Consider the following 20905-nt stretch of genomic DNA (forward strand, 5'->3'; position numbering starts at 1 on the left):
CAAGGCGATAAGTACAACAAGAGCTACAACTTAAATCTTGCAACAACTTTTATGAATATTTCCCAAAATGTGGAGCGTGGTTGCTGCCTTTTTCCTAACAAACCAGCGCTCATTTTTGAAGGCTTATATTTTACTTATAAACAACTGAATGAAATGGCAAATCGCTTTGCCAATGCTTTACTGGGGTTAAGGATTGAGCGTGGCGATCGCATAGCATTATTATTACCAAACATTCCTGAATTTGTTATTTCCTATCTGGGGATTCTCAAGATTGGGGCGATCGCAGTTTCCATTAACCCAAGTCTGCAAAGCGATGAACTCAAGTTTATTCTAAATAACTGTGGAGCAGTTGTACTCGTAACCACAGAAACGCTGCGAGAAAAATTGCCCAAAGCCGATTTACCGCACCTTAAGCACATCTTAATTGCTGAGGGGAAAGCAACTGACGCGATCGCATTGAGTGAATTCATGGCAAATGCTTCCCCTAGCGCCCGTGCTGTGGAGATGGAACGTGATGATCCGGCGGCGATTCTTTATACTTCTGGTACAACAGGTTTCCCTAAAGGCGCTACTTTATCTCATGGCAATGTGATTTCCAATATGCACTCAATGAATCACTGTTGCGAAATGCGCCCTAACGATCAAATTTTACTATTTTTACCGATGTTCCACTGTTTCGGGCAGAATGCAGTTCTCAATAGTGGACTTAATACCTGTGCAACTATCGTTTTACAGCGATCATTCGACCCAGAAACGGTACTGACAACTATAAGCGAATATAATATTACAATCTTTTTTGGTGTTCCCACTACTTTTATTCTTTTATGCGATAAAGCATCTATCCGCGATTTGGATTCAGTGCGTTACTACTTCTCTGCGGCCGCAGGTTTGCCTGTAGAAATTGCCAAACGTTGGCAAGACAAGTTTGGTAAAGTCATCAACCAAGGGTATGGTCTTACAGAAACATCACCCTTAGCTAGCTATAACCACGAATTGAGGTACAAACTGGGTTCTATTGGTTCACCAATTGAAAATGTCGAGATGAAGATTGTCAGCCTCGATGATGGTTGTGAAGTTACCCCTGGTGAACTCGGCGAAATCGTTATTCGCGGTGTCAATGTCATGCTAGGTTACTGGAATCGCCCGGCTGAAACTGCCAAAGCCATTAAGAACGGATGGTTTCACACCGGTGACATTGGTCAAATAGATGAATTGGGCTACTTTTACATCGTTGACCGCCTCAAAGATATGATCAACAACGGTGGATTAAAAGTATACCCAGCCGAAGTTGAAAATGTTATTTACCAGCATCCAGGTATTGCAGAGGTAGCTGTCTACGGTGTACCAGATTCAATACTAGGTGAACAGGTGAAAGCTAGTGTTGTCCTCAAACCAGACCAAGTAGTTACAGAAGAAGAAATAATTGCATTCTGTTACCAGAAACTGGCTAAATATAAAGTTCCTAGTGCCGTCGAATTTGTCTCCTCGATCCCCAAGAACCCGACTGGCAAAATACTCAAGCGGCTACTAAGGCAAGAAAATTCTGCTGCACCTTCCCATAGTACTGTGGTTAGCAAAACTCAGACATCTGCGTCGGTAAATGTCTCTTACCAAACTGCCGAATTGATCGAAAACTGGATTATGGATTGGGTCGTGAGAAAATTGGCAGTAGCAGCCCAGTCAATCGACCAAAGTAAGTCATTTGCTGATTATGGATTAGATTCCGTCAGGGCTGTCAAGTTAGCCCAAGAATTGAGTGAATGGTTGGGATATCCCTTAGAAGCAACTATAGTCTGGAACTTCTCCACCATCGAATCTTTAGCACGCCACCTAGCCAGTCAAAAAATTCCCCAACCGACAGAATTAGCCAAGACAAAGCCAGAGTCTAATTTGCACGCAGAAAGTCTGTTGGTGTCTGTAGAATTGCCTGCAAACAAAGCAGAACTGACCGAATCAGCAGACTTAAAAGCACTCTCAGACGCGGAAATAGCTGAATTACTTACCAGAGAAATTGCCACAGTTAAACAAAGGAGATTAGTATGATTCCTAATTCAGAGAATACAAATTACCGCTTGTTACTAGAAAATGCCATTTTAGAATTGCGGCGGATGCGGTCTGAAGTTGATACTGTTGAGCAATTACAGAAAGAACCCATCGCTATTATTGGAATGTCTTGCCGTTTACCTGGGGGTGTCAATAACCCAGAGGATTACTGGAATTTATTACATAATGGGGTAGATGCCATTAGCAAAATTCCTGCACAAAGATGGCCAGTGGATGAGTTTTATCATCCAGACCCCGATATGTTGGGGAAAATGTACACCCAGTACGGCGGTTTTTTAAATGAGGTAGACAAGTTCGATGCTCAGTTCTTTGGCATCTCTCCCCGCGAAGCCGTCAGCCTCGACCCTCAACAGAGGCTACTTTTGGAAGTAAGCTGGGAAGCGCTAGAAAATGCTGGACAAGCACCAGAAAAGTTAAATGGCAGTCCTACTGGGGTATTCGTCGGGCTGTCTATGGATGACTACTCACAACTGAGCTTTTATGGCGATCGCACTCAAATTGATGCCTACAATACTTTAAGTATTCTCAGAAGTATGGCGGCTGGGCGTTTGGCTTACGTCTTGGGTCTGCAAGGAGCTACCATGCAGTTAGATACAGCTTGCTCGTCTTCGCTGTTAGGGGTGCATCTAGCTTGTCAAAGCCTCCGTTCTCAAGAATGCAATATGGCTTTAGCTGGCGGTGTCAACCTGATTCTCTCACCAGATCCTTCCATTGGTCTGTGTAAATTAAAAGCCTTATCTACCGATGGTCGCTGTAAAACTTTTGATGCCAGCGCCGATGGTTACGGACGCGGAGAAGGATGTGGCATAGTAGTACTCAAACGTTTATCTGATGCTTTAGCTGATGGCGATCCTATTCTGGCATTGATTCGGGGTTCAGCATACAACCATGATGGCTCTAGTAATGGTTTGACAGCCCCCAATGGTTCAGCTCAAGAAAAATTACTTCGCAAAGCCTTAGAAAATGCCAACGTCCAAGCCCATCAGATTCAATATGTGGAAACTCACGGGACTGGTACACCTTTAGGCGATCCCATTGAAGTGTTAGCCTTGGGAGCAGTATTAGGTCAAGGTCGCTCCCAAGACAATCCCCTAACTATCGGTTCGGTAAAAACTCAGGTTGGTCATTTGGAATCAGCCGCCGGAGTTGCCGGGTTAATGAAAGTTGTGTTAGCTCTCCAGCACGCAGAGATACCACCACATTTACATTTTCAACAACCTAATCCCTATATTCCTTGGGAAAAACTGTCGGTTGTGGTTCCGACTCAGCCCACACAATGGCCATTAGGGGCAGATGGACGACGACTAGCTGGGGTCAGTTCCTTTGGCATGAGTGGTACAAATGTCCATTTGATTTTGGAAGCAGCACCAGATAACAATTCAAAATTGAAAATTCAAAATTCAAAATTAATTGAGCGTCCGCTTCATCTTTTGAGTTTATCGGCGAAAACTGAATCAGCACTACAGTCACTTGTCAGCCGCTACGAATCTTTTTTGGTAGGTGATAGCAAAGCAAATATAGCAGATATTTGTTTCACAGCAAACACAGGGCGATCGCATTTTGACCATCGGTTGGCTGTTGTCGCTGAATCTACTCAGGACTTACGCCAACAATTGGAAGCTTTTGCAGCAGGTAAAAATCCAGGTGTGAGTGGACAATTACACAACAAAAAGCGCCCGAAAATTGCCTTTCTATTTACCGGACAGGGTTCTCAGTATATAGGTATGGGGCGAGAACTCTACGAAACACAACCGACATTCCGGCAAACTTTAGATCGTTGTGATGAAATTCTCCGTCCTTATTTAGAACAGCCTTTACTGTCGATTCTCTATCCTGAATCTGGGACTAGCCCTCTCAATGAGACCGCCTACACCCAACCAGCTTTATTTGCCCTAGAGTATGCAGTCTCCCAGTTATGGAAATCTTGGGGCATAGAACCTACAGTAGTTATGGGTCATAGTTTGGGTGAGTATGTTGCCGCTTGTATAGCAGGAGTTTTTAGTCTGGAAGATGGACTAAAATTGGTTGCTGTCCGCGCTCGCCTCATGCAGTCATTACCTCAAGATGGGGCAATGGTCAATATATTCGCCTCAGAAGCGCGAGTATTGGCAGCTATTCAACCTTATGCCGATCAAGTATCGATTGCTGCCATTAACGGCCCGGAAAGTGTCGTTATTTCAGGACAACATCAAGCAGTCGCAGCAGTGGTGTCTACTCTCCAAGGCGAAGGCGTTAATAGTGTCAAGTTAAACGTTTCCCATGCCTTCCATTCTCCTTTAATGGAACCAGTGTTAGCGGAATTTGCGCGCATTGCCTCAGAAGTCAGCTTTTCATCACCTAATATCAAACTGATTTCTAATGTTACTGGCACAGTAGTGACTACAGAAATCACCAATGCGGAATATTGGGTCAGACATTTGCGCCAGTCTGTGAGATTTGCTTCTGGGATGGAAACCCTTGAGCAGCAAGGTTGTGAAATTTTTCTAGAGGTCGGGCCAAAACCAATTTTACTGGGAATGGGTCGTAAGTGTCTCCCCGAAGGAGTAGGAGTTTGGCTCCCTAGTTTGCGCTCAGGACAGTCGGATTGGCAACAGCTACTTCAAAGCTTGCAAGAATTATACTTGCGTGGGGCATCAATCAACTGGTCTGGCTTTGATCAAGATTATCCCCGTCGTCGCCTAGTGCTGCCAAATTATCCCTTCCAGCGCCAGCGTTACTGGGTTGAGACATCTCATCGCCAACAGACTTTACCCGCCAAGGCTAGCAAAACCCTCCACCCTGTACTTGGTCAACGGCTAAAATTACCATTTTCTCCAGAAATTCGCTTTGAAACCCAATTTAGCCCCAATTCGCCTGCTTACCTAGAGGATCATCAATTAAACGAAGTCAGAATAGTTCCTGGTGCATCTTATATCTCGATGCTTCTATCCGCAGTTAAGGAGGCTTTCCCCAATGAATCTTGCATCATCGAAGATTTGTTGTTTCAAAATACGCTGGTTTGCCCAGATGAGGGCAGTACAACAGTTCAGTTAGTTTTGACACCCCAAACAACAGAAGAGACTTCCTTTCAAATCATTAGTTTTTTAGGTGGAGAAGCAGAAAACGAGGTCAACTCTTGGAAAACACATGGCACAGGAAAAGTCCGGCTGTTCTCGCCAGTACCCAATTTCGTAGATGTAGCAGAAGTCAAGGCTAGATGTTCTCAAGTTTTATCGGGAACGCAATTTTACTCTAGTTTTCAAGCAGTTGGCTACAGTTGGGGAACTTCATTTCAATGGCTAGAAAATATTTGGCATCAGGATGGAGAAGCTGTATGTCAAATGAAACTGCCCCAATTACCAGACGAACTCGATAACTATCAACTTTATCCGGGATTAATTGATTCATGCTTGCAACTACTCAACGTTTGCTGGGATGTTAATCCTGCCGAGCAAGTTGAGAATGACTATATGTACATTCCTTTTAGCATCGGTAGCTTTAGATTCTATGGTCGTTCCCATCCTGGTCATCAACTATGGTGTCATGGTCAGAAAACACCAACATCTAATCAGCAAAGCTTAATTGGTGACGTACATCTGTTCGACCAAAATGGGCAGTTAATCGCCGAAATCATCGGTTTTGAAGTGAGGAAAGTTCGTCGGGCAACTTTGCTGCAAAGTCTGCAAAAAGATTTAGGTGATTGGCTGTATGAAGTAGCTTGGCAACCAAAGGCTCGTGAGCAAAATTATCAATTGGCACAGGCACAAGAAGGAAGTTGGCTGATATTTGCTGACCAACAAGGAACGGCGGTTAAGTTAGCAAAACTACTCAAAGAACGTGGCGATCGCACTATCTTAGTTTCTCCCAGTGCCGAATATCAAGCCGATGCAGAACATTACTACATCAATCCCTCAGAACCACAAGATTTTCAGAGGTTAATTCAAGCAAGCTTAGGTAATAACCAACCTCCCTGTCGTGGGGTAGTATACCTGTGGGGGCTGGAGGAGACGCTGGAGACTTTAAATACTGGCTGTGGTAATGTGCTGCATTTGGTTCAAGCCTTGGCAAAATCAACTTGGTCTAAGTCTCCCCGTCTGTGGTTAGTCACCAGAGGAACCCAGCCAGTAGAGCCAATGTCCGATGCTTTAGCCATAACTCAGGCTGCTTTGTGGGGCTTGGGACGTGTTATTCCCTTAGAACATCCAGAATTATCATGTGTGCGGTTGGATTTAGACCCAGTTGGTAATGGGAACGAAATTGAAGAATTATTAGCAGAGTTGTGCTTCCCAGACCAAGAAGACGAAGTGGCATTCCGTCAAGGAGTGCGGAAAGTCTCCCGGTTGGTACGTCGCCAAGCTCAAAACCCGGTGAATCAAGTGGTAATTGGTGAAGATGGGACTTATTTGATTACGGGTGGTCTAGGGGCGCTAGGGCTGCAAGTCGCCCAGTGGATGGTAGCACAAGGAGCCAAAAACTTAGTTTTAACTAGCAGGCGTGGAGTGGTTGGTAATACTCAAGTAGCTATCAATCAACTACAGCAAGCAGGGGCAAAAGTTCTAGTTGTCACAGCAGATGTGTCTAACTCTGAAGATGTGGCTCAGGTGTTAGAGGGAATCAAAACTAACTATCCACCTCTACGGGGTATTTTTCACGCGGCTGGTGTTTTAGATGACGGGGTATTACTGCAACAAAATTGGAGCCGCTTTGCTAAAGTGCTTGCTCCCAAGGTGCAAGGGGCATGGAATCTGCACACATTGACCAAAGACCTACCTTTAGATTTCTTTGTCTGCTTCTCCTCGGTCGCTTCATTACTTGGTTCACCCAGCCAAGGAAACTATGCAGCCGCTAATGCGTTCATGGATACCTTAGTTCATTATCGTCGAGGTTTGGGTTTGCCAGGTTTGAGCATTAACTGGGGGCCTTGGGCAGAAGTTGGGATGGCAGCAGATTTAGATAGTCGTAGCCAACAGCGAATAGCTGAGAGTGGTTTTGCTACCATGTCCTCAGAATTGGGATTGCAACTACTGGGAGATTTATTGAGACAAGATGCCACCCAAGTTGGTGTAATGTCAGTCAATTGGGAAAAATTCCTCCAGCAATTCCCACCAGGAGGCGCAGCACCCTTAATTTCCGATTTAGCTCCCCAAACTCAGCCACAAGGGAATTTTGCACAATCAGCCAAACAACTTGAACTTCTGCGTCAATTAGAGGAAACTATTGCTAGCGATCGCCAGAATGTTTTGATTGCTTATATTCAAAGTGAGGTTGCCCAAGTTCTCAGGTTTGAAGCAGCTTATCAACCAAATCCGCAACAGGGCTTTTTCGATATGGGGATGGACTCTCTCATGTCCATCGAGTTGAAGAACCGACTGGAAACCAGCTTAGGAAATTCTCTACCTTCGACTTTGACCTTTGAATATCCCACAATTGAATCCTTGGCTGAATATCTGCTCAACAATGTAATTTCCTTGAATGTAGCAGAGCCAGTTGTGGTGGAGCCGCAAATAGAGACTGAAGTGCAAACTAATTTGTTAATAGATATTCAGCAATATTCTGAAGACGAATTAGCAGCATTAGTTGACCAAGAATTAGAGGCTTTGCTGGGTGTCTGAAGTAATTACTTGTGAACTTGCGTAAATCACCTGCTTAACTCCGATAAGTCTACAAAAGACATTTATTTATTTACTTACACAGCTAAATGAGTCTGACTTCAGACTCAATTTCTTTGTCTATTAATTACGCAATTTCTTAAAATGAGTAACACTTCAGACATCAACCAATTATCTCCATTACAACGTTCAGTTTTAGCCTTAAAAGAAATGCGTGCCAAGTTGGACGCAGTGGAGAACGCTAAGACAGAACCAATCGCCATTATTGGGATGAACTGTCGCTTTCCTGGGGGAGCCGACTACCCTGAGAAATTCTGGGAATTACTCCACAATGGGGTAGATACTATCACTGAAGTTCCGGCTGACAGATGGGACGTGGATGAGTATTACAATGCAAATCCCAACACTCTGGGGAAAATTTACACCCGCTATGGTGGCTTTATTAAACAGGTAGATCAATTTGATCCTCATTTCTTTGGACTTTCCCCTCTAGAAGCAGCCAGCATGGACCCCCAACATCGGCTACTGCTGGAGGTAGGCTGGGAAGCCGTCGAAAACGCCGGACAATCCCCAGAGGAATTAAACGGCAGCCAGACGGGAGTCTTTATGGGACTCTTTATGGAAGATTATTCCCGATTTAACCTATATTCCGGCGATCATAACCGCATTGATGCTTACAGCAGTTTAGGAAATGCTCGGAGTATTGCCATCGGTCGCCTAGCTTATGTCCTCGGCTTGCAAGGGCCTGTGATGCAGTTAGACACAGCTTGTTCTTCTTCATTGCTAGCAGTTCACCTGGCGTGTCAGAGCTTGCGTTCAGGTGAGTGCAATATGGCTTTAGCTGGTGGAGTCAATTTGATATTAGCACCGGAAGCCTCCATTGGTCTGAGCAGAATGAGGGCGCTGGCTCCAGATGGTCGTTGTAAGACCTTTGATGCCAAAGCCGATGGTTATGTACGTGGAGAAGGCTGTGGCATAGTTGTACTCAAGCGTTTATCAGATGCGATCGCTAACAATGATAATATCTTGGCTGTGGTACGAGGCTCGGCAGTTAATCACGACGGTGCTAGCAGTGGTCTGACAGTACCGAATGGGCTAGCTCAAGAGAAATTGATTAATCAAGCACTCACCAACGCTAAGGTAGCACCAGAACAAATTAGTTATGTAGAAACCCACGGTACAGGCACATCTTTGGGAGATCCCATTGAAGTGAGAGCTTTAGGCTCAGTGTTGTGTCAAGGACGTTCTCCAGAGCAACCTTTGCTGATTGGTTCCGTAAAAACTCAGTTGGGTCATTTAGAATCAGCTGCGGGAGTTGCCAGTTTAATGAAAGTGGTGCTGGCTTTACAAAACGCAGAGATACCGCCACATCTGCATTTACAACAGCCCAGTCCTCATATTCCTTGGGACAAACTTGCGGTTGCTGTGCCAACTAAGCCAACTCCATGGCCAGCCGTCAACGGCAAACGCTTGGCTGGGGTTAGTTCCTTTGGTATGAGTGGCACTAATGCCCATCTGATTATCGAAGAAGCACCAGATAACAATTCAAAATTCAAAATTCAAAATTCAAAATTAATTGAGCGTCCCTTTCATCTTTTGAGTTTATCAGCCAAAACTGAGGCAGCACTACTGGCAATGGCTAGCCGCTATGAATCTTTTTTAACATCCCATCCAGAAACATCTTTAGCAGATATTTGTTTTACAGCTAACACCGGGCGATCACATTTTGAACACCGTCTTGCTGTTGTTGCTGCATCCAACACAGACTTGCGCGAACAACTAACAGCTTTTGCTAGCCAAAAGCAGACCAGCACGTTAGTCAGTGGTCAAGCACAGAAGAAGCGTTCCAAAGTTGTATTCCTGTTTACAGGGCAAGGTTCTCAGTATGTGGAAATGGGACGGCAACTTTACGAAACCCAGCCGACGTTCCGTAAGACTTTAGACCGATGCGATGAAATTTTGCGTCCCTATCTTCAGCAACCTTTGTTGTCAGTACTTTACCCCACATCTGATGTTACTTCCCCTTTGAATGAAACAGCATATACTCAACCAGCACTGTTTGCTTTAGAGTACTCCCTAGCTGAACTGTGGAAATCTTGGGGAATTGTACCAGATGCAGTTATGGGTCATAGCGTGGGTGAATATGTAGCCGCTTGCGTTGCTGGAGTGTTCAGCTTGGAAGATGGGCTGAAATTAATTGCCGAGCGGGGGCGCTTAATTCAATCTCTACCCCAAAATGGCATGATGGCAGCAGTGTTCACCAATGAAGCACGGATTAACGGCATTTTAGCTGCTTACACAGGGCAAGTGGCAATTGCCGGGATTAATGGCCCAGAAAATATCGTTATTTCTGGAGCCAGAGAAGCTGTCCAAGCCGTGCTGAAAGAATTGGCAACTCAAGGAATTAACGCCCAACCATTGCAGGTTTCTCACGCTTTCCACTCCCCTTTAATGGCTAGCATCCTCGATCCCTTTGAGCAGATAGCTAGCTCGGTGCAGTTTCAAGCGCCGCGTATTCCCCTAATCTCGAATTTGACTGGACAAATATTTAAATACCAAGAAATTCCCAATGCAACTTACTGGCGACAGCATCTGAGAGAAGGAGTAAGATTTTATGCCGGCATCAAGACGCTACATGAACAAGGGTATGAAATCTTTGTAGAAATGGGGCCGAGTAACACATTAGTAGGCATGGGTAAAAGATGCTTGCCAGAAGGTACAGGCACTTGGCTAACTTCTCTGAAAAAAGGACAACCGGACTGGTCACAATTGCTTGCTAGTTTAAGTGAGTTGTACATCAGGGGTATAAAAATCAATTGGACTGCATTTGACCATAATTATCAGCGCCGCCGCCTGGCACTACCAACCTACCCATTTCAACGCCAACGCTACTGGGTGGAAAACCTAACGCGAAACCTAACCCCCCAGCCCCCTTCCCTACCAGAGGAGAATTCAAAACCTCTCTCCTTGCAGGAGAAAAGTCTGCCAGCTATTTCCCAAGTCAAAGCTTTGCCAAGAATTCCTCTGGCTGTACCATCGAATTGGTTTCATAGTTGGCAATGGACTCCAGAGGTGTCAAGCCAATCTCAAGATATTCCTTCAGGGGCAATTTTGATCTTTAGCGATCGCCACCAAGTAGGAGAAAATTTAGAAAAGCTGTTCGACGCTAAAAAGTACACGACATATTTTGTCACCCCAGGGGAGAGCTTTAAGCAAACAGCACAATATTTCACTATTAATCCGGCATCCATTGAAGACTACGAACAGCTAATTAAAAATATCAAAGCAGACGGTGTTACAGTCACCGCAGCCGTGCATCTGTGGAACTATAGTTTGTGGGCAACATCCCCAGAACAATTACTAGAAAATGACCGCCTGCTCAATGAACGTGTTTATAGTCTTTTGTTTTTGACACAGGCTCTAGTCAAACATTACCCAGCCTCTCCCCTCAATTTATTAGTGGTAACTCAAGGTGCTTATCCAATATCTCCAAATGATTCCCTACACGGTGTACATCAATCTATGGCAGGTGTACTGGCACAGGTGGTGGCACAAGAAAATCCTCAGATTAAAGCAAAAGTCGTAGATTTTAACCAAGATGTTTATCTGCCAGAAAAATTAGCCGATATTTTGTTCCAGGAAATGAAGGCAGCCCCTACTGGTGAAGGTATCGTTGCTATCCGTCATGGTCAACGGTTGAGCCGTACCTTGGAAAGAATTAATGTACCTACAGATAACAATTCTCTACCTTTGTCGGCAGGAGAAACCTGGTTGATTACTGGTGGTTCCAGTGCTGTCGGGACAGAAATAGCCTTAGCTTTGGTTCGACAAGTACCCATCAATTTGGTGCTAACAGGTCGCCATCCACTCCCCCCCAAACAAGAATGGCAGTCTGGTAGTCATGATGCGTCTACCCAGCAACGTATCCAGGCAATTGAGCAATTAGAGCAACTCGGAGCCACAGTCATGTATCAGGCTGTGGATGTGACAGATGCCTTGGGGATGAAGCAATTAATCGAGAACATCAAATCTCGCTTTGGCAACCTGCATGGAGTCATCCATGCGGCGGGTGCAGTTGACCATAGCACATTTAAATTACTGCAAAAACAACCTGCGGCAGTCGCCAAAGTTTTAGCGCCGAAGGTTCAAGGAACTATCATTTTGGATGCTGTTACCCGCAACGAACCCCTGAAATACTTTGTGTTGTTATCCTCGGTTTCCGCTTCTAAAGCCGAATGGGGAACCGGCATGGGCGATTATGCCGCAGCCAATACTTTTCTCGATAGTTATGCCATCTACCGGACACAGCATGGCGGTCAAGGACGCTCCTTAGCTTTAAATTATTCCCTGTGGAGCGATCGCGGTATGGGCGCTCTTTTAGGGGCATCAACTTTATTAATGGTAAAATCCAAAGGTTTAAATCCTTTGGAACCAGAGCCAGCTGCTAATGCCTTTATTAAGGCTCTATCTTTGGATGCTTCTGGTGTAATTCACATCATTGACTTAATTGCTCAAGCCACCCCAGAAATAGCACAAAAATCCTCCACGAGCCAACCACAAACTAAATCTCGCAATCTGCGACAGCTTGTCCGAGAAGTTTTACTGCAACATTTACGTATTCCCGAAGCACAGGTGGAAGGACACAAAACTTTCCAAGAAATGGGGTTAGATTCTGTTGGGACTGTAGAAGTTGTCCAACATTTAGGGACAACTCTGGGTGAGGAATTATTTCCGACTTTACTGTTTGAATATCAAACACCAGATGACCTGGTAGATTATTTACAAAGCAAGTACGGTTATTCTGTTAAGGCTAGCACGAGCGCGATGGACTACGTCCCACCTTTGGTGATCGCTCCAGAAGAAACATCTAGCCCGGAAGCCGAAAAATCAGCGCCCCCAAATGTCGCTACCCAGGAAAAATACCAAGACGTTCCCGAACAAGACATCGCTATCATCGGCATGGCTTGTAAAATACCAGGAGCTGATAACTTAGAGCAGTATTGGGATTTACTCAATGCAGGCCGCTCTGTCATTCAAGATGTGCCTCAAGACCGTTGGTTTAACCAACACTACTTTGAAGCCAAAGGAAACTCTCCGCAAGCACAAATATCCAAACGTGGATGCTTTGTAGATAGTCCATTCGACTTTGACCCGATGTTCTTTGGCATCTCTCCCAAGGAAGCTACGGCGATGGACCCACAACAGAGGTTGTTCCTAGAGCTTTCTATGCAGGCTCTACAACAAGCAGGCTACGGCGGCAAATATCGCCCAGATAATATCGGTGTGTTTGTTGGTTGTGGACAAAATACTTACATCGAACACTTCACCAATTATCAGTATTACGAGGAATTACGTCAGCGTTTGCAAGAGAGTTCCTGGTTTGATCACCTTCCTGCTGAAGATCGTCAGCATTTGCTCAAAACGCTCTCACAAGTACTGCAACCAAGTGAAATTCTCCCTGAGTCAGCAGCAGGTAACGAGGTCAACGAATTAGCGGCACGAGTTAGCCATTGCCTAAACCTCAAGGGGCCAAGTATGGCAGTTAGCACTGCTTGTTCTTCTTCTCTGGTGGCATTACATATTGCTTGCGAAAGTCTACGTTCCGGTCAAACTGGTATGGCAATCGTCGGCGGGGTTAATTTAAACCTCAGTCCTAGCCCCTTCACTTTTTTACGTAAGGCACAGGCTCTTTCCCTGAGTGGAACCTGCTATCCCTTTGACCGCCGTGCTAATGGCATCGTTTTAGGAGAAGGTGCAGGCGTATTAATTATCAAACCACTCAAGCAGGCTTTGGCAGATGGTGACTTGATTCATGCTGTGATTAAAGGTTCCGCAGTGAATAATGATGGTCACTCCCAGGGAATAACCGCTCCCAATCCCAAAGGTCAAGCAGAAGCCATCCGCCAAGCTTACAACAGTTGTGGCGTAGATCTCCGGACTATCTCCTACATTGAAACCCACGGTACAGGTACTCTCCTGGGCGATCCAGTAGAAGTAGAAGGGATGACACAAGCTTTCCGTAGCTTTACTGATGAAAAGGGATTCTGTACCATTGGTTCGGTTAAATCCTCTATTGGTCATTTGCTGTCTGCTTCCGGGATTGTCAGCCTGATCAAAGTGGTACTGGCCATGCAGCACGGCAAAATTCCCCAAACTGTAGGTTTTGAGGAGCCTAATCCCCATATCAATTTTGCTGACACACCTTTTGCTGTGGCGGGTAAGAGTATACCCTGGTCGCCAAATGGCAACCCATTACGTGCAGGTGTGAATGGATTTGGATTTGGTGGCACGAATTGTCACGTTATTCTTGAGGAATCCCCGGTAGCAGCTAATTTACAGTCCCAGGTCACAAGTTCTTCTCCTGATTTGTTATGTCTGACTGCACGGAATCAACAAGCACTTCAAGAAGTAGCTAGACAACTACGTGAACATATCATTCATCATCCTGAACAAGAATCTTCCCAAATCTGCTTTACTCAGAATAATGCCCAGAAGGAATTACCTTACAAGGCGGCTTTAGTAGTCAATGACCGTCAACATCTGCTCAATTACTTAGACGCGATCTGTTCGGCACAAACACCAGCAGAGATATATACAGGTCGAGCTAACCCCCAGCGCACAACACCGTTTCACTTAATATTAGATGGAACTAGTGCGATCGCTCCCGCAGAGGTAGAAACTTTAGGCAAACGTTTCCCCCAATTCCAAGTAGCTTACGATAGCGTGCGTGCCGGATTAAATGAGATGAGCGAACAGGCACATATATTTGCGGTGCAATACGCTTGGGGACGCTTGTTGATGTCTTTGGAATTACAACCCACTAGTTTATTAGTAGAAAAAACCGGTATCCTAGTAGCAGCTACACTGCGGGGAATGTTGACATTAGAGCAGGCGATCGCTTTGCTCCTACAAATAGAAGGACAAAAAGGTCTGATTGCTCATGATGTGTCCGCAAAAGAACAGTCAGCATCAACCTGGACTTGCCCATTAGTGACTTCACAAGGAATTTTCAGCCATTCTGACACGATTTCCCCAGATCAACTGGTAGCCCTGGTGCAAGTATCTGAACAGTTAAATGTAGATGTGTGTCAAGATGTCATCTCCAAAGAAAGTGTTTACCTACACTTAGGAGATTCATTAGTTCTCAAACAAAAATTAGCAAGTTTGGATGAACTGGGAGTCTGGATATATCTAGACAAAGGACAACCAGTGGTGGGACGTGTGTTGACAAGTTTGGCCAGGTCTTATGTAGCCGGGGTGAGGTTTAATAGCATACCCTTATTTCCTCAAGGTCTACGTCGGGTGCTGCTGCCTACTTATCCTTTCGAGCGTAAAACCTACAGAGTATCATTAGTTGATAGCACTCAGGAAAATCAAGCAACCTCCATACCTGCAGCTGAATTATTACCACCACGCCTAGACAATCAGCATCAGTCAAATGCCAAAGTTTTGGAAACCCATCCAGTAACAGTAGCCCAAACTCGACTGTTACCCATAGAACAATTATTTCCACTCACAGACAGTCAACGCCAGTCAAGTTACGCTAAGTTGACTCAGGACTTGAAGATTGTGGACAATAGCCAACAGCCACGACTAGTGCCCATAGAACAACCATCCCCACTCACAGACAGTCAACGCCAGTCAAGCTACGCCAAGCTGGCTGAGGACTTGAAGATTGTGGACAATAGCCAACAGCCAAGGCATCCGGTAGCAGTAGCCCAAACTCGACTGTTGCCAATGGAACAATTGTCTCCACTCACGGACAGCCAACGCCAGTTAAGTTACATCAAGCTGGCTCAGGATTTGCAGAGATTTGGTAAATAGGCTGAAGTTATTAGTATAAAAAACTCTACCCCCTTGTGGGTAAAGTTTCATCAGAGGTCTGTAGTCAGTGGCAGAACAGCTAATAACTGACCACTAAGACCCACAGAGCAATAAAACTTCCAAAATTAGTTAGGAAGCAATAGACAAAGAAAGCTAACCCTTTGTTTTATTGCTCCTAACTTTTTGCATAAATAGCTCAGATCAAGGCGATAAGTAACATAACAAGAGCGAAGATTAATTTTTCTCGTAATTCTTATCCATTCAAATTTAATTTTGTATGAATAACTAGACTTAAAAACAATACTTACTTAATTAGGTAAGATTTTGGAATTTTTTATTGCGAACATTATTTTTTTTAGAGGATGCAATGATTACTAAGAGCTTAGAGTTGCCAATTTTCTCCCTAGTCGCCAAAATTACTGGACATGATGCCGAAGAATTAGAACGAGATATGTTTTTGGAGGGTAACTTAGGATTAGATTCCATCAAAATGATGGAATTATTGAATGGATTAGTTGCACTAATTCCCCAAGAAATACAACCCAAATTTATGGAAACATTGCCTTTGCAAAACTTGATGCAATTGCAAACTTTGGGCGATGTCGTGCAAATAGCTGATAAGTGCTTAGTTTCCCAAATAGATAATTCCAATTCTTCACCATCTGCAAGTATTATCAATCAAGAGGAGCAGAAAATAGAAAAGATTGAGATTCTTTCTGGACAGTATTTTCATTTACTCGGTCATTGGGTGGTAAACTCAATTAGTTTATTTTCTACTCTACGTTTACGAGGTGATTTTGATTCAAACGTTGCTTGGCAGTCTTGGAAAGACTTGCTGAATCGTCATCCGATGCTGCGATCGCGCTTTATCATTCCTCCCGATACTACCAGATTCAAGGATTACGAAATGGTAGTTATGGAAAACCCCACTCCTCCTGATATACCTGTTACTGATATCAGGCATCTTCATAGTGAGGCTCAAGAACAACTAATTAATGATGAATTGCATCGCTGCCTCAATTATGAATGGCAAATGACAGAGTGGCCACTACATAGATTTTTTGTTTTTCGGCTGGAAGATTCAGTCTATCAACTGGTGTTAGCCAACGAGCATCTCATTTCTGATGCCCTGGGATGTCATGTAATCTTACGCGAATTTATGGAAATCTATCGCGCTCATATCTGCGGTGAACAACCTAATTTGCAGCCACCTACAACCGTTCAAGATTACAGCGAATTGGTGCAATCAATTAATGCTTGGCAAGACCCAGAAGAAGACAAAGCACTGGTCGAGTATGTAAATCGACGAGGCAAAGATTCTTACTTATGGAATCCCACAGGAAATGCCATCACATCCCTGTGTCCAAAATTCCATAACCGCAGATTTTCTTTAGGAAAGGCCATTACTAATCAACTAATTGCCCAAACTCGTGAATGGCGATTACCACTGAACTCTCTACTAGTGGGTGCGTTTGTGCGGGCTGTTGCCAAGTTTGAGAAGTCTAAAAACGAACCGATTATGGTTCAAGTTCCCACCAGTGGGCGGGTTTATCCAGGCATAGATGCTTCTGATGTGGTGGGTAGTTTTGCTCAGAATTTGTCCATTAGCCTAGACTTACCAGCACCGAATGAAGATTGGCAACGCTTGTTAAACCGCGTTCATCAGGAAATCCAACAAGGGTTAGTTAACGGTTATGACCGCGCCCAAACTCGTCAAATGGCGATCGCTTTCCGAGACAATATTGTTTTAGAAGATGGCAAAATCCCTGAGCGGATGTTACCTATGTATCGCCGCATACTGAAATCAAATTTATACTGTCCATTTACAGGACAGACTAATATTAAAAACAAATATGGCCCCATAGATGTAATCGATTATCGCGCAGGTGGTATTAATGCTGCGGGAACAATTGATATCTTGCAAGAAATATTTGACGACAGTTTACATTTGTTCGCTAGCTACGACAGTAACTTTTTCCCTGAGTCTGTTATCGATGAATTGATGCATGAATACATTACCCAAATCAAGGAATTAGCCTCACTAAAAATCCCATCTCAGCAACTAACACAGCCACTACCCAAAACACAAACAGATGTAAATATAGCCCAGCTTCTGCAAGAAATCGCCACAGAAATCTGCCATTCCCAGATTACTGCCAATGATATGGCTAAGGATTTGGAAGCAGAATTGGGAATGGATTCTTTGGAACTCATCCGCATTGTTACGAGGTTAGAAAAACGGTTAGGCAAAGTAAATCGTCAAGTCTTGCTTTCTTGTCGCAGTCTGCAAGAAATGGCTGTGCTACTTGGTAAGAAACAATCATCTTCTTTACAAAACCAATCAGTTGTCAACAATCAACAACCCCAAGAAATTCCTTACTGGGAAATTATCGAGCAAGCCAAGCGTACTCCCAATGCCATAGCGGTGACGGATGGGGAAACTCAAATTACCTACGCAGAGTTGAACCGTCTTTCCAATCAGGTGGCTAATTATTTGCAGGCTCAGGGAGTTAAACCAGGCGTGTTTGTGGGGATCATGACACGACGTGGGCCTTTGATGTTTGTGGGGATTCTCGGTATTCTCAAAGCAGGCGGAACTTACGTTCCTTTAGATCCTATATATCCTCATGAACGGATTAAGTACATACTAGAACACGCTGAAATCGGAATTTTGCTAACAGAAAATCGCTTGACAAACAAGTTAGCAGAATGCCTGACTGAGCAGTTACCTTTAAATACTTTGATGTTCTTAGATGAGGGTATTTTTGAGCAAGGTAAAGCTTGGACACAGTTAAACAAAAAGACTTGGGCGCGTTGTTCAGACATAGCTCCTGCCAATGTTAATACTCCTGATGACTTGATGACAGTACTGTACACCTCTGGTTCTACAGGTAAACCTAAAGGAGTGATGCTCAACCATCGGGGTTACATGAATCGCCTGGTTTGGATGCAGAATGCTTTTCAATTGCGTTATGGCGATCGCGTTGCCCAAAAAACATCTTGCTGTTTTGATATATCAGTATGGGAAATATTCTGGCCTTTGATGGTGGGAGCTACTGTTTATTCTGTGGAAACAGAAACAGTCAAAAATCCTTGGCTCTTAGCACAGTGGATTAAAGATAACCAAATCAATGTCATGCACTTTGTTCCTTCCCTATTTGGAGAATTTTGTAATGCTTTAGAATCAGAATCATGGACTTTTCCCAATTTGCGTTGGTTAGTCTTTAGTGGTGAAGCCTTACCTGTACCTTTTGTACAGCGTTGGATTGATAAGTATGGCATGAGTGTTGGTTTAGCCAATCTTTATGGCCCCACTGAAGCTTCCATTGATGTCACCGCACACATTATTCGTCAACGTCCAGGCGAACAAGAAATCTGCATTCCTATAGGTAAAGCTATAGATAATGTGTATATCTTAATCTTGGATGAACAGATGCAGCCATTAGCCCCAGGAAAAATGGGAGAACTCTGGATTGGCGGCGTGCAATTGGCTAAAGGTTATCTCAAAGATCCACAACGCACAGCAGACGCATTCCGGCTTAATCCCTTTTCTCACGTTCCAGGGGAATATTTATACAAAACCGGCGATTTAGCTATGGAATTGCCCGATGGCAGTTTCGAGTATCATGGACGCATTGACCATCAAATTAAAATACGTGGTTTCCGTGTAGAACTGGGTGAAATCGAAAGTGTTCTCAATAGCCATCCCGCGATTAATGAAGCTGCCGTTTTAGCTGTAGATTACGAAAATGGTCAAAAACGGTTAATAGCTTGCTTGGCTGGTTCTCAAGTAGACAATCAACAAATTAAGGAATTCCTGGCTCAACGCTTGCCTGATTACATGATTCCTCACCGATGGGAATGGCTAGCCAGTCTACCTAAAACCCACAATGGTAAGCTAGACCGCAAGGCTATTTTGGCTGCTATCACTCAAGAAAAGCCAACAGTATCCCAACAATACTTACCTCTAGGCCCTGCTCAACGTTGGTTAGTGAAATACTTTGAGGCTCCATATCAATGGAATGGCTACACGCGTTTTCTTTTCCATCAACCATTAGACGCAGAGATATTTAACCAAGCTCTCAATATTGTACTAGAAACTCATCCTGCTCTACGGACTGTGTTTGTGCAACGAGATCAACAATGGTGGCAACAGTTAATTTCCCCAGAGCAAAAGTTGAGTGCTGAATTCTACGATGGTAGTCATCTTACATCTGCACAGCGAGACAGTGAAATCCACAACCGGATACAAGAAATAGCTCAACAGTTTCAAATCGACCAATGGCCGCTGATGAAAGTAATCGCGATCAAGGTGAATGAATCCTGCTACGATATCTCGCTGGTTGGACATCATATCATCGGTGATTTGCTGAGTACTGGGGTGATTTTTAATCTCTTATGGTTGACTTACAGCGAGTTGCTGGGGAACAGAACTCAGAGGTCTCAGCCTCTCCCTTCGATACCTTCTTATATAGACTATGTGCGTGTGCTGATGCAGGCGGAACAACAAGGAGCTTTGACAAGTCATGTAGATTATTGGAAATCTCAATTTCCTTCTCAGGAATATACCTTCCAAGTTCCCTTTGACCATCAAAAGGGAGCTAATTTAGAGGCTTCCGCCGCCAGCGAAAAATTTACTCTGTCCAAAAACAGTAGTAACATTCTCTTACGTGAAGCCAAACAGTATTACAAATGTAATGTCTACACGTTGCTACTTTCTACTTTGTATCGGTTGATGGCTGAGTGGAGTGGACAGCCTTGGGTAGTCGTTAGCCATCGCAGCCACGGCAGAAATCTAGATAGCACGCACACGTTTTTAAATAGTGTTGGTAACTTTGCGATGAATTTCCCTGTCGGGGTTAATGTAGGACGTTCCATCAAGTGGGAGCAAACCACCAAGGAAATCCAAGCCAAATTTAACGAGTTGCCGATGAATGGAGTAACTTTTGATTGGATTTCTGAGCAACTTCCTCATCATGTTTATCCCGATAACAATCTCACTCCAGTCAGAGCTAACTACTTAGGAAATCGTACTGCTCCCGCCTTAGAACTGTTTGAGTTTATTGAGGAAGATAGAGATAGTCGGTTGTCCTCCCCTGACCAGAAACGTACAGCGTTACTAGAGTTTTTCTTCTCCATCACCGATGGCACTGTTCACTTAGAAATCGAATACTCTCGGAATTTCCACTTACCTGCAACTATTCGTAGACTTGGCGATCGCTATTTGGAACTTATGGCAGAGATGCTAGCCGTTCTACCTTTAGTAGGCAATGGTGTAGAAGTGACAAATCACTTTCACAAACCCTACTAGGGTGGCAAACTTTCCATCGGTCTTTCCCCCATTCTCTAGTACAGATGCAATTAATCGCGTCTGTACGCCTTCCGCACTCTCTATTTTCAAGCTAGATTGCGGTATCTCTACAAAATAT

Annotated in this window: 4 protein-coding genes; all 4 read left to right on the forward strand. The window is 44.2% G+C overall.

All coding sequences use genetic code 11. The features are described from left to right. Nucleotides 1–51: 51 nt before the first annotated feature. Nucleotides 52–2043, forward strand: coding sequence for a long-chain-fatty-acid--CoA ligase (locus tag IQ274_RS15030; RefSeq protein WP_194142735.1), 1992 nt, complete (start codon nucleotides 52–54; stop codon nucleotides 2041–2043). After that, nucleotides 2040–7655 carry a type I polyketide synthase gene (locus IQ274_RS15035; RefSeq protein ID WP_194142736.1) on the forward strand — a complete coding sequence of 1872 codons (5616 nt, stop codon included), beginning with the start codon at nucleotides 2040–2042 and terminating at the stop codon, nucleotides 7653–7655. The genes IQ274_RS15030 and IQ274_RS15035 overlap by 4 nt, the downstream gene beginning before the upstream one ends. Nucleotides 7656–7796: 141 nt before the next feature. Continuing rightward, a complete protein-coding gene (locus tag IQ274_RS15040) occupies nucleotides 7797–15476 on the forward strand; it encodes a type I polyketide synthase (RefSeq protein WP_194142737.1) in 7680 nt (2559 codons plus the stop codon). Between the two features lie 367 nt (nucleotides 15477–15843). Beyond that, nucleotides 15844–20787, forward strand: a complete 4944-nt coding sequence (locus tag IQ274_RS15045; RefSeq protein WP_194142738.1) for a non-ribosomal peptide synthetase — start codon at nucleotides 15844–15846, stop codon at nucleotides 20785–20787. The last annotated feature ends 118 nt before the right edge of the window (nucleotides 20788–20905 follow it).

The sequence above is a fragment of the Nostoc sp. LEGE 12447 genome (assembly GCF_015206985.1).
In the GTDB taxonomy this organism is placed as follows: Bacteria; Cyanobacteriota; Cyanobacteriia; order Cyanobacteriales; family Nostocaceae; genus Nostoc.